Below are 13,833 nucleotides of genomic sequence, written 5' to 3' on the forward strand. Positions count from 1 at the left end.
GGACGGTCGGGTCGAAGCCGGCGAGGAAGTCGTCGGTGTACTCGTCGGTGATCAGCCCACAGGAGATCATCGCGTTCCACTCGCCGATGCTGTGGCCGCCGACGAGGTCCGGGGTGATCCCGAGCCGCCGCAGCGCCACATCGAGGATCCGGCCGACCTCAACGCTCGCGACGCCATGCCGGCCGAGCATCCCGGTGTCGTCGAGGGCCGGCTTCGTCAGCCCGAAATGTTCGCAGACGTCGTCGATCCGCGGGGTGAACTTGTCCTCCAGGCCGCAGAACAGGAAGGCGGTCTGCGCCGGGGAGTCCCCACCCGGCCGCGCGGGGGCGAACATCCCCGCCGGGGTGAACCACAGGTCGTTGCGTCCCCGCCAGGGGGTGCCGCGCTCGACGACGGTGCGGGCGAGCGCCAGCCGACGGGCGGTCGGCGCGACCAGGGCCAGCCGCCACGGCCCACCGGTCGGCGGGGCCGCGGCGTCGTCGCGGGCGAGCAGTTCCGCGTCCGGGACGTCGAGCTGGGCCAGCAGGTCAGCCGCGTCGGCCCCGGCGAACAGCAGCACCGGTTCGGCGTCCGGATCGACGTCCGGGTCGGCCGCCCGGTCCACCGTGGTCACCGCCGGGGCGGCGAACGTACGGGCCGCCGTCACCGCCGCAGGTGCCGGCGCCTCCTCCAGCACCAGATGGGCGTTGATGCCGCCGAACCCGAAGGCGTTGACCCCCGCTCGGCGGGGACCGCCGCCGGCCGGGGTGTCCCACTCGACGGCGGCGCGCACCGGCGCGAACCGGCTGCCCGCGAACGCCGGATGCGGCTCGTCGCAGTGCAGCGTGGGCGGCAGGACCCGGTGGTGCAGCGCCAGCGCGGTCTTGATCAGAGCGGCCGCGCCCGCGGCCGGCATCGCGTGACCGATCATGGACTGGACGGAACCGATCCCGATGTCCGCCCGCCCCGGCCCGGCCGGCCCGGCCGGCGCGGTGCCGAAGATCCGGCCGAGGGTGGCGAGCTCCACAGCGTCGCCAGTGGGGGTGGCCGTGCCGTGCGCCTCGACGAGGCCGATCGCACCCGGCGCCGTCGGGTCGAGCCCGGCATCCGCCCAGACCCGGCGGACGGCGAGCGTCTGGCCTTCGACCGCCGGGGCCATCAGCGAGGCGGACCGGCCGTCACTGGACGTGGCCGATCTCCGCAGCACCGCGTAGATCCGGTCGCCGTCGCGCTCGGCGTCGGCGAGCCGCTTGAGGACGACCATACCGACGCCCTCGCCGATGAGGATGCCGTCGGCCCGCCGGTCGAAGGGACGGATGATCTCACTCGGGGACAACGCCCGCAGCAGGGTGAAGACGCTCCAGAACGACGCCTCGTGCACGATGTGGGCGCCACCTACAATCATCGCGTCGGTCCGGCCGGACCCGAGGTCGCTCATCGCCATGTCGACGGCGATGAGCGATGACGCGCAGGCCCCGTCCACGGTGTAGGCGGGTCCGCGCAGGTCGAGCCGGTTGGCGATGCGGGAGGCGGCGAGGTTCGGCACCAGCCCGATGGACGCCTCGGGGCGCTGCGGTCCGAGCTGGGCGACGAACGCCTCCCGGACCCGTTCGACGGCCTCGGCCGGCAGGTCGGGCAGGATCTCGCGCAGCGTCGTGACAATCTGGCGGGAGGTGCGCACCCGCTGTTCGAGCTTGGCGACCCCGGGACCGACGTAGCCGCCGCGGCCGAGCACCACCCCGACACGCTCGGCGTCCCCCAGCCGCTCGGGACCGCCGGCGTCCGTGATCGCCGCGGCGGCGAGCCGCAGGGACAGCAACTGGTCGGGTTCGGTCCAGTCGACGGCGAGCGGCATGATGCCGAACGCGGCCGGGTCGAACGACGCGAACTCCTCGACGAAACCGCCACGCCGGCAGTAAAAGGCGTCGCCCGCACCGCCCGCACCGCCCGGTCCACCCGCACCGCCCGGTCCGGCGCCGGGACGGTCACCGCGGGGCGGGTCGGGGCGGAACAGGTCGGGGCGGAAGTAGTCGTCGACGTCGAAACGCTCCGGCGACACCTCCCGGATCGCGTCGACGCCCCCGACGATGTTGCCCCAGAAGGTGCCGAGGTCGCCGGCGCCGGGGAACAGCGCCGCCATCCCGACCAGGGCGATGGGTGGGGCGCCGCCCCCGGGCGCAGGCCGGGATCCCGACGCCGACCGCCCCCCCGGCCCGGCACCGGGCTCAGGCATCGAACGACTCCACCGAGGCGCACATGTAGACGACCTGCGCGGGCGTGCCCGCCGGAGCGGCCAGCTCCCGCAGCAGGGCGGCCACCCCGTCGGCGGGATCGATCAGGCCGATGCCACGGCGCGCGTACTCCCGGGCAAGCTCCGGGGAGACCATCCCACCACCGGCCACACCGGCCACACCGGCCGCACCGGCCACCGCGCCCCCGGCCACCGCGGGGGCCGGTCCGCCGGCCCGTGCCACGAAGTCCCGCGCCGATCCCCAGGGACCCCAGTCGACACTGACCACCCGGCCGGCGAAGCGGCCCGCACAGGCACCGGCGAGCGTGTCCAGGGCGTCGTTCGCGGCGGCGTAGTCGACCTGGCTGCGGTTGCCGAAGACGCCCGCGACACTCCCGAACAGGGCGACGAAGCCGACGTCGTCCCGCAGCGCCGCCAGCAGCGCCCGGGCACCCTCGATCTTCGTTCGGTACACCTGGTCGAACGACTCGGGCGTCTTATCCCGCAGGAGCCGGTCCGCCAGGATGCCCGCGCCGTGCACCACGCCGTCGAGGCGACCGTGGCGGGCGTAGACGTCGGCCACGACCAAGGCAACAGCGGCACCGTCACGCACGTCCACCGCGTGGTAACGCACCGACGAGGCCAGCCGGCCAAGAACCTCCAGCGTGGTGCGCACCTCCCGCTCGGCGAGCAACCGGGCGACCTGGGACTCGATCTCGGCCGGCCGGCGGACGCCGGTGGCGACGAGCGCGCGGCGCAGCGCCGGGGCGTCGAGCGCATCCGCCGTCACCGGATCCTCCGGTCCGGTGGGCGGTGGGGTGCGCCCGATCAACTCGATGGCGCAGCCGCTGCGCCGGGCGAGCTCCACGGCGACGGCCGCCGTGATACCCCGCGCGCCACCGGTGAGCAGCACCACCGAGGAGGGGCCGAGCCCGGCGGGCAGTTCGCCTGCGTAGCCCGCCGCACCCACGTCGCCGACTTCGCCGACTTCGCCCGCGACGCCCAGCTCCACCGGCCGGATCCGCGGGGTCGCGCGGACCCCGTCACGGTAGCCCACCACGGACGGCCCGCCGGGGGTGAGCAGCTCGACGAGCAGGCTCTCGGCGATCCGACGCGGTTCGTCCTTCGGTTCGACGTCGACGAGGCGGACCGCGATGTTGGGAACCTCCCAGGCGATCGTGCGCACCGGGCCGGCGAGGCCCATCCCCGGGGTCAGCTGGATCCCCTCGTCCCCGGCGTCGCCCGGGACGAGCGCCCCGGTGCCGTGAGGCGACGGGCGACCGAAGCGCCCGCCGTGCCCGGTCGCGACGAGCATCCGCCGGCTGCCGCCGAGAGCCGCGGCCCGCAGTGCCGCGAACGCGGCGGGAAGAACGGCGTGGTCGCCGGCGCCGGGATCGATCGAGGCGATCCACACCAGGCCGTCCGCGCCGGCGCCGGCTCGAATCTGGCCGACCAGGCCCCGGTCGTCGGCGGCGAGGATGCGGGCCTCGGCACCCGCCTGCTCCAGCAACGTGGCGAGCTCGAGTCCGACCCCGAGACCGCCCTCGACGAGAAGGAAGCGGGCCCCGGCCAGCGACCCGGCCCGCCCGACCGGCTCCGGGGCCGAGGGCACGGGGACGATCTCCGGTTCGACGACGAACCGCCGTAGCGGGATCGCGGCTGTCGAGCCGGCCCCCCGGACTTCGCGATTCCGGCGGACCGACCGGACCCGGCGGGCTCAGCCGGTTCGGTCGCGCCGACGGCATCCGGATCCACCGACGCGACGATCCAGTCGACGATGCCGCGGACAGTCTTGATCGCCGCCAGCTCCTCGACGACCTCCTCGCCCAGCTCCCCCGACCCGGCATCCACCAGGCCCAGCCGCTGCGCCAGTTCCCCCAGAATCTCCGTCCGCTTGATCGAGTCGATCGACAGGTCAGCCTCAAGATCCAGATCCGGCTCCAGCATCTCCACCGGATAACCCGTCTGTTCCCCGATCACCCCCACCACCGCAGCCGACACCGCGGCCCGGTCCGGCACCACCCGACTCGCGGCAGCCACGTCCGGCACGGCCCGGGGCCGCGGCGGCACGAAGTCCGCCGGCCGCCCCTCGGGAAGCTGGCCCGGCCGGGCCAGGCCAGTCGGGTCGATGCCCAAGTAGCCCAGTACGACGTCACGTTGCGCCGCGACCAGTTCCCGGGTGGTCCGCAGGAACTCCAGCACCACGGCGTCCACCGATCCGTCACCTCCAAGTTCGGCCAGTCCGGCGGGCCCCGCCGCCGGGTCGTCGGTCGTCTCGCTGTGGTCGGTCACGCCGGTGCGGTCGAACGGGAGGGGCGGCGTCACGGTGTCCTCGACGAACCCGCGCACGCCGACGATCTCGGGCACGCCGACGATCTCGGGCACGGAGGCGACCCCGGGTGAAGTCGTCCGCGCCGTCAGCCGGGTCGGCGGCCGCAGCCCACCGGGAAGGAACCGGCCGTCGGGCGTGCGCACGTAGGCCCCATCGATGAGCCAGCCGGGACGGCGCGGCAGGTCCGTCGCGCTGACCACCCGGGCGTCGCGGCCGGTAAACAGCGCGGAGGGGTCGAGCTCGACGCCGACGGCGGCGAGCTCGGCGAGGGCCAGCAGCAACCGGCGCAGCCCCGGCTCGCCGGCGACGTCGGTGGCCACCACCCGGTGCGGTCGACCGGCCAGAATCCTGCCGACGAGCTGCGCCAGGACGCGGCCGGGCCCGGCCGCGACGAAGGTCCGCACCCCCGCGGCGTACATCGCCTCGATCTGCTCGACGAACCTGACCGGCGCCGCCACCTGGCCGGCGAGCATCGCCCGCACCTCGTCCGGGCTGCCGGGATAGGGCCCGGCGGTCGTGTTGGACCAGACCGGCAGGGTCGGCGCCTCGACCTCGACCTCATCGAGCCGGGCGGCCAGCGCCGTCGCCGCTCCCGCCACCACCGGGCTGTGGAAGGCGCACGCGACCGGGATCGGCTTGGCGCTGATGCCGGCCCGGCCGAGAGCCGCCACGGCGGCGGCAACGGCGTCCGTCGGCCCGGAGATCACGCTCTGCCGCGGGGCGTTGTGGTTGGCCACGACGACCCGGCCCGGTCCGGCCTCCCCACCCGCACCGGCCCCGTCGAGCGCGGCGCGGACCTGCTCGACCGACGCGGAGACCGCCGCCATCGTGCCCGGGTCGTCGCCAGCGGCCGCCAGGATCGCCGCGGCACGGGCCTCGCTCAGGCCGATGAGGTCCCGCCGGTCCAGTACCCCGGCGGCGCACAGCGCGACCAGTTCGCCGTAGGAGTGCCCGGCAACGTGGTCCGGGCGCACCCCGAGACTGGTCAGCAGGTCGTGAACGGCAAGCCCGGCGAGCCCCAGCGTCGGCTGGGCCGCGCGGGTGTCAGTAATCGCGGCTGCCTGGGCGGCCTTCTGCTCCCGGGAGAAGGCCGCCGGCGGGAACATCGTGTCTGCCCACCGGGGAGCGAGGTCCAGCACGGACCGCAGCCGTGGGAAGGCGATGAACAGGTCGGCGAGCATGCCGGGCCGCTGACTGCCCTGGCCGGGGAAGAGGAACGCGGTGGCACCCGGATCCGCGTCCTGGTCCCGGGCGAACAGGCCCGCCCGAGGGTTCGACGCGAACGTGCGCGCCTGGTCGATGGCGGCGGGCAGCGCGTCGAGGTCGTCGGCGACGAACGCGAGCTGGACCGGGCCGCCGCGTTCCGCGCAGACGGTGGAGGCGAGGTCACGCAGGCGGAACGGCCGTCCGGCCGCGTCGTTCGCGGCGATCAGCCCGGCCAGCCGGTTCAGCGCCCGGGTGGCCGCCGCCCGGTCGGTGCCGCGGACGACGAACAACTCCGCGGGCCAGCGGTCGAGGCCGTGGGCGGGCTCGGGTCCGCCGTCATAGGCGGACAGCACGACGTGGAAGTTGGTGCCGCCGAATCCGAAGGCCGACACGCCGGCGTGGCGCCGCTCGGCCGGGGCGACCCACGGCTTGGCGACGCCGTCGAAGTAGAACGGGCTGGTCTCGGCGTCCCAATAGGTGTTCGGCGTGTCGATGTGCAGGGTCGGCGGCCGCACCCCGGTCTCGACGGCCTTGGCCATCTTGATCAGACCGGCCAGGCCCGCCGCGCACTTCGCGTGTGCCGGATCTGCGACTTCACCGAACCCACCGCGCACTGGCCCGGTGTCGCACCGTGGTTGGTGAAGACCTCGGTGAGGGTGGCGAGCTCGGTGCGGTCCCCCACGACCGTTCCGGTCGCGTGCGCCTCCAGCAGACCGATCTCGCTGGGCGAGATCCCCGCCCGCCCGTAGGCCCGTTCCAGGGAGAGCACCTGGCCGGCCTTGCGCGGCGCGGTCAGCCCCAGGGCCCGCCCGTCGGAGGAACCGGCGACGGCCCGGATGACGGCGTGGATCCGGTCGCCGTCCCGTTCGGCGTCCGCGAGCCGCTTGAGCACGATGACAGCCACCCCCTCGCCAAGGCTGGTGCCGTCGGCGCCCGCGTCGAAGCTGCGGCACCGCCCGCCCGGAGACAGCGCATGGACAGAGGAGAACAGCAGGAAGTCGTGGGCGCCCGCGTGAGTGTCCACGCCGCCGCACAGCACCATGTCCGAGGTGCCCGCGACGAGCTCCTTGCAGGCGGCGTCAAGGGCGGCGAGCGACGACGCGCAGGCCGCGTCCACGGTGAAGTTCACCCCGCCGAGGTCCAGCCGGTTGGCGACCCGGCCGGCGATGACGTTCCCGAGCATGCCCGGGAACGAGTCCTCGTCCAACTCCGGCAGGAACTCCTCCAGCTCGGCCGGCAGGTCCCCGAGCAGCGCCGGCCACAGGGAGCGGAAGCTGTAGGCACCGGAGAGATCCGTCCCGGCCTCCGTGCCGAAGACCACCGATGTGCGGGAGCGGTCGAACGCCCGGCCCTCGCCGACGGTCTTCTGGCCCACCTCCTTCTGGCCCACGTCGTACCCGGCGCCGCGCAGCGCGCGGGCGGCGACCTCCAGCGCGAGGAGCTGGCTGGTCTCGATGCTGCGCAGCGACTTCGGCGGGATGCCATAGGCCAGCGCGTCGAACGGCACCTGCGGGAGGAAACCGCCCCATCTCGACGGAGTCCTGCGGCCGGCGTCCCTGAGCACCGCGTCCGGGTGGTAGTAGACCTCGGCGTCCCAGCGATCGGCCGGGACCTCGCGGATAGCGTCGTTGCCGGCGACGATGTTCGCCCAGAAGCTGGCCAGGTCCGGGGCATCCGGGAAGATCGCGGACATCCCGACGATCGCGATGTCGAGCGGCCGGGCGCCCGGACGGTCGGGCGCCGCGATCCGGTCGGCGGACCGCAGCTCGGCGGGTCGCAGCTCGGCGGCCCGGGCGGCGAGCCCGGCCGTGGCCTGCGCGGTGACCTCGTCATGCAGCTCGGCGATGCTCGTCCGCCGCGAACGCAGGGCGGCGACCTGCCCGATCATGTACATGCCCTCCCGGGCCTGGGCCGCGGGATCGACCGTGACGACCTCGCTGCCCTCACGGCGCAGGCCCTTACTCGCGACCCGCAGCCGGCCGAGGTTGAGCGCCTCGAGCTCCTCCCACATCTGCTGGCGGGAGTGGCCGGCGGCGATCAGCTCACGGCGACGGCCCAGAAAGGTGTGGACGTACGCGGACTCCACGCACCGGGTGGCGTGACCGGGAGAGGTCTCGAGCAGCACGGTGCGCTTACAATCGAGAGCGGCCTGCTGGAAACCCGGCAGGATCGCCCCGGACGCGACGGCCTCGGCGGTGAACAGGTACGCGGTGCCCATCAGCACGCCAACGCTCGCGCCCCGCTCTGCGAGCGGCCCGGCCGCCGCGGCGACCATCGCAGCGGAACGGGCGTCGTGCACGCCCCCGGCGAACAGCAGATGCAGGCCCGCGAAGAAGTCCGGACCGGCCTGATCGGTCGCGCCGAACTCCAGCAGGCCGGCGATCTGCGCCTCCCACAGCGGGAAGCTCGCCCGCGGCCCGACGTGCCCGCCGCACTCACGCCCCTCGAAGACGAACTTGCGCGCGCCGTCGGCCAGGAAGCGGTTCAGCAGCCCCGGGGACGGGACGTGCAGGAACGTGTCAATGCCGGCGGCCTCCAGCGGGGCCGCCTGTGCCGGGCGGCCTCCGGCGACGATCGCGCAGGGAGGACGCACGTCATGCACAGCGGCGAGTTGGGCGGCCCGCAGCGGTGCCGGGGCGAACCCGAGGACCCCGACTCCCCAGGGCGCGTCCCCGAGCAGGTCCGCGGTCTCCTCCAGCAGGGCGCGGCTGTCCTCGCCGCTCATCAGCGCCAGGGCGAGGAAGGGCAGCCCGCCCTCATCGGCGACGGCACGGGCGAACGCCGCCCGGTCGCTGACCCGCGTCATCGGTCCCTGCGCGACCGGGTGGCGCAGGCCGCGGGCAGCGGCGAAGGGCGCACCGGGGGCGAGGGGACGGGTACGGGTGGCGGCGGCGATGCCCTCGCGGATGCCCTGGCGCACGGCCCGTACGACACCGCCCGCGGTCACGTGGCGGTCGGCGAGATCGGCGGCGAACGCTCCGTCCTGGCCGACTGGGAGGAACTGGTTACGCAGATCACGCGCACCCAGCCGGCACGGGATCGCCGTGGCGTCGCCCGCCATAGCGGCGACAGGAAGATCGGGACGGGTGTACACCCGGTAGCCGGCGAGGAGGGTGGTCTCGCTACCGTCCATCGCGCGGACCGCCGCCGCGACCTGTGCCGGCAGCTCCATCTCACGCACCAGGGCGAGCTGGGAGTCCAGGACCACACCGGCCGCGCCGCCGGCCACCGCGGCCGCCGCGGCCGCCGCGGTGGCCGGACCGATCCCGCCAGCGGCGAACACGGGCAGCGGCGCGCCCTCGGTGGTGACGAACGCCTGCGCGAGCAGATGTTGCAGGAGGGTGAAGGTGGTGAGGTCGCCTACGGGCCCCCCGGACTCGTTGCCTCGCGCGATCAGCCCCTCGGCCCCCGCCGCCACCGCGTCGCACGCCTGCGCGACCGAGGTGACCTCCGCCCAGACCCGGCGCCGCGCCTCTCCACGCGGCCCGCTCGCCTGCAACCGGCTCGTCAGCGCGCCGATGTCCCAGCGGCTCCCCGGACCCGGCCCGGCGTCCGCCCACGCGACGGGGCCGGATCGGGGATCCGGACCGGACCGGACGACTAGTACGACGGTCCCGACGCTCGCGGGCAGCTCGTCGGGATCGAGGGGGCAGCCGGGAGCGACCCGCACCCCGAACCGGCCCGGCGCCCACCGCTCGGCGTCCCGCAGCGCGTCACGTGCCGGTCCGGCCAGCAACCCGAGGTCCAGCACCCCGAGCCCTCCGGCCCGCTGCACCGCGGCGACCAGGGGCGCGGACGGTTCAGCGAACGGCGTGATCACCACGACCAGCTCGCGGGCGTCGAGCGGATCGCGGTCGGCGGGATTGGCCGGCGAGGCCACGGGTGACGGGCTGGGTGCAGTGGTCATCGGCTGGTCCTCCCGACCGGTCCCCGCCTGGGGCAGGGCGCTGAGGGGGCAGAGGCTGCGGGGGCTGTGCTGGTCCGCATGGGCGGGTAATCGCTGGTCCGCGTGAGCGGGTATCTCAAGGGCAGGCGGACAGCCGGCAGACCCGGGGCCGACGGCGCGTCCGCTGCCGCCCGATCGCCGCGGCGGCACATCGAGGCCATAGAACTCACCCACCGAACCAGCATGATCGACTTGTTCCGGACGACAGGACCGCCCGCATCATCCAGACCTCCTGGTCAGTGCCGCCGGGACGGCAGACATCCGGGAAGCCGCATCCGCCCTGAGTATGCGAAAAGCGAACCAACCCCCAACAGGCTGTCGCGGAACTGGTGTCCCCCGGTCCCACGGCGGCCGCATCCGGTTAGCCGACACGGGATTGCCAACGTGCGCGGAATACTAGCCGGCCCGGTTGGGATCATTGCGTGGTGCCGGACCACAGCGTTGATCGTGGGCCCGTCGGACCACTGGCGCGGTCGCCGTGACCAGGTCCGGACGGCATCCGGTCGCCCGCTCGCCCACCGCCGGACATCGATGAGGATGTCGCGGATCGGGATTACACAGAGCCTGCAGGGGTGTGCACCGGGCGACGTCATCAATCGCCGCGGCCATCGATGGAGGTTACGAATGAGTATCACGCAGGTCGCTATCCCGGTCGCCGGTCGCAGCGATTTCTCTTCGGTATCGATCACCCAATGCGGCGATGAACAGATGTGGCTACTTCCCGGCAACACACGCCCGCATGCGCAGGGCCTGGAGAAATCGGATGCGAGGACGACGCCCCGGGAGGTATGGAACCACGGGCGGGCACCGTCCTGAAAATCGATCGTGGTCGCCGCCGGCCGGGTCAGGCGCTGACGGGCGGGGACTGACTCCTTCAGACCCCATGCGGACCAGAAGGGACATCGGCCAACCTAGTCACAGCGCGCCATCGATCGCAAGCTTATCCGATCAACTTTCCGGCAACGACCTCAATAGGGATGCCAATGGCAACATTTCAGCTACAATAAGCGACAGCCGTCGCGGAGCGCGCAGGACATGACCGTCGGGACCGGTCAGGCGAGGCCAGATCGATTACCACGGACCGGCTTTGTTACTCGAGTGGGATCATCGACACGCGACCGTCGGCACCGGGAACGGACATGCAGCGTGTCCGTTCCCGCCACTGTTCGATCATCGGGACCGGCTTCTCGCCTCATCCCTTCGCGCCGAAATGCCGGCGGCCCCGACGGAGAGGTCGATCATGATTGCCGCCATCGGAGGATCAGGTGCCGGCGACCGCGCCCCGCGCGGTCGCGCACCGGGGTTCGCGGCTCGGATCGAGGTCGTAGATCATCGGCACCGCCGCGGATCCCGCGGATCGAACATCCACGGCAGCAGCCTCATGACCTCATGACGTCACAGTTTCAGGGCCGCGGGTTGCCGGGGGCCGCGAACGCGCTCGTCTCCCGCTGCCACGCGATCGCCAGCTGGGTCCGGTTCGTGCACCCCGTCGCCACGAGCGCATGGGTGAGATGGTGCTTTACCGTGTCGATGCTGATGCACAACGCCTCGGCGACCTGGCGGTTGGAACGGCCTTCGGCGACGAGACGGACGACGTCGCGCTCGCGCGCCGACAGCTTGCCCGCGACCGACGGACCCGGGTCCGCCCGGATGTAGAACCGCAGAAGGTTACCGAGGTGCCGACCGAGAACCGCCCCGACGGCGCGGTCCCGCGGTCCGAACGCCCCCGGCCGAGAATCCAACAGGGACACCACGGCGCCCACGTTCGACGGACCGAACAGGCGGATGAGCAGCTTCGCGTGGATGCCGTGTGCCCGCAGAAACCGCTCCAGGCGCATCCGCACCTCCGGGCGTTCCGGGATGCCGAGATCGTCAAGGGTAGCGAGCCCTCGCTCGCGGACCGAACGCAGGCTGTCCGGATTGCTGAGGGCCTCCAGCTCCCGGTAACGCTCCAGGTAGGGGCCTGCGAGTCGAAGCGCCAGCCCGCGACCGGTGGGCCGGGCGTCCTGGAAGGCGGTCTCGAGCGAGGAGCCCAGGAAGAAGGCGGAATGCCGGTAACCGAGATGCCGGGCCATGCCGTCCAGGGCGCGCTCGCGGAAGGATGCCAGCGACGACGCCCGCTCGCAGTCCTCCACCACGCGCAGGATGCCGCGCAACTCGGCCGCGCCGAGAGCCAGGTCCCGCGGCATCGGCGCGGCACGCGCCACCGGAGCGGACCGGACGGGCGGGCCGCCAGCCGGGACCGCACGGCCGCTGCCGCTCGGCACCTCGCCGCGGCCCATCGGCGAGCCGCCCATCGGCACACCGCTCCCCGGTGGGCCGGAGCGATGGTGAAGCGGTCGCCCCGCACCGGCGCCGGTGGCGGCGGAATGCCGGGTGGTCGGCGAGCGGTGCGGCGGGGTCAGCGGTGCGGGTGAGCTCGCGGAGACACGCCTCGCGACCCGGCCCGCCGCAGCGGCCTCGGCGGATGTGTCGACGGTCACGCCAATTCGTGGCCGATGTAGTGCGTCCTCACCGATAACATCATGCGGGCGGGAAACTCGGTCGGTCACACGTGCCTCCGGGGGGGTCAGAACTCAGAACCGGCGCCAGGCCTCGTCCGCTAGGGACGAGGCCGCCAGGTTGATTTCCGGCGAAGTTGGACAGGTTCGGCAAGCGTAGGGCCCATCTCCCTCGCTACGCCAGCGGTCACCCACGCCCCCTGATCACACTCACCCCGTACCTTCGGCGCAGCCGGGGAAAACGCGACCTTAACGCACGTAAACGTTTGGGATGACGCCGTCCGGCAGCCCCCGGCAGTGGCTCGAGGTGATTTTTCCCTCCCACTGGCACCACCCGTCGGGGCTACCTCACAAGTACGAGATTGGCTCCCCCGGCTTCGATCGCGGTCGCGAAAGAAGCCGGAAAACGTCCTCCGGCACGGGTGAGCCTCGGATCCCGACCAACATCGACAGCATGAACATTGGTCACGCAGGGTATCCACAACGGCAGCGCACAGTTTCGCCAGCGGCCCGCGGCCTGCCCCGGAGGGGTGGAGTTCCCCGCTCCCTGCACGGACCACCCATCCCATGGTGCCGCTCCACGACGACGACACATCGAGCGCGGACACCATCGAGCGCGGCCGGGGTCCGCGATGTGGCCATGCGCCGATCATCGACCGGCCGAAGCCCCCGGCCGAAGCCCCCGGTCGAAGCCACGGCGGGAGACCAAAGCCACGGCAGGAAACAGGAAAGAGGTAGAGGTACGAAGGCGATAACCTTGGGGCGGTCGGTCTTCCTGGTCGTGATGGGTGCCATCCTGCGCTACGCGCTCACCTGGCGCACCACCGGAGTGGATCTCCAGATTCTGGGCCTGATCCTGATCATCATGGGGATCGTGACATCGATGATCTGCCTGCTCCATGCCTTCCTGCCGGCACCGGCACGGGCCACCGCGCGTACCCGCGGACCGGGGCGGACACCGATCGGGCCTGGTCCCGGCCCGATCGGGCGGGACCAGGCCCGATCGGGCGGCACCTCGAACGAACGGCGGCGCTCGGCACATACCGGTACGGCCCACCGCAGCCCGGGTCCGACACGATCCAGACGGATGCCGGCCACCTCGATGCCGGCTACATGGGTCCCGGTCACACGGGTCCCGGGTATGACTATTTACAATAGACGCAATTCGCGCGCACGATGTACAGCATCGCGACGCCGTGGCACGTCGAGCTTGCGGTAGATGCTCTTCAGGTGCGTCTTCACCGTATTCACGGAGACGAAGAGCTCGGCGGCGATCTCGGCGGTCGTCAACATCGTCGGCAGATAGCTGAGGACCGCGAGTTCCCGGTCGCTGAGCCGGTCACCCGCCCCGGGTCCCCGCCCGTCCATGGAACCGGGTGAGCGCTCGCGCGCCCCTGGCTGCCCTAGAGAGATCGGACTCGTTCCCACCCCAAGGCCGTGGCCCGCCGGACCGGAGCGAGGGCCGCGCGGGACGTTGGCCCCCTGACGGTCACAGTTAGGCGGCGCCGAGCGCGCCGCGGGGGTCATAAGGGCCGGACGTGCCTTTCGCCCACTCATGACGGGTTGACGTGGGGTGGCCGGCCACGCGGGAGCGGGCACCGCCACCTCTCCGCTCGGCATCCCCCCGCTCGGCGCCCCC

The 13,833-nt window shown here is 73.0% G+C and carries 2 protein-coding genes and 2 pseudogenes; all 4 read right to left on the bottom strand.

Annotated features, from left to right (window positions below; translation table 11 throughout):
• Window positions 1-2,212: beta-ketoacyl [acyl carrier protein] synthase domain-containing protein (locus ACY5KJ_RS09840; RefSeq protein ID WP_462203231.1), on the bottom strand; the 2,212-nt coding region annotated here is incomplete at its 3' end.
• Window positions 2,205-9,654 (bottom strand): annotated as a pseudogene (locus ACY5KJ_RS09845) (SDR family NAD(P)-dependent oxidoreductase). The pseudogene ACY5KJ_RS09845 and the gene ACY5KJ_RS09840, both read right to left, overlap by 8 nt.
• Before the next feature lie 1,442 nt (window positions 9,655-11,096).
• On the bottom strand, window positions 11,097-11,990 hold the full coding sequence (locus ACY5KJ_RS09850) for a helix-turn-helix transcriptional regulator (RefSeq protein WP_462203232.1): 894 nt from the start codon (window positions 11,988-11,990) through the stop codon (window positions 11,097-11,099).
• Window positions 11,991-13,343: 1,353 nt separating this feature from the next.
• A pseudogene (locus ACY5KJ_RS09855) lies at window positions 13,344-13,529 on the bottom strand (response regulator transcription factor); the annotation flags it as partial.
• Window positions 13,530-13,833: the final 304 nt, after the last annotated feature.

The sequence above is a fragment of the Frankia sp. CcWB3 genome, from assembly GCF_977927595.1.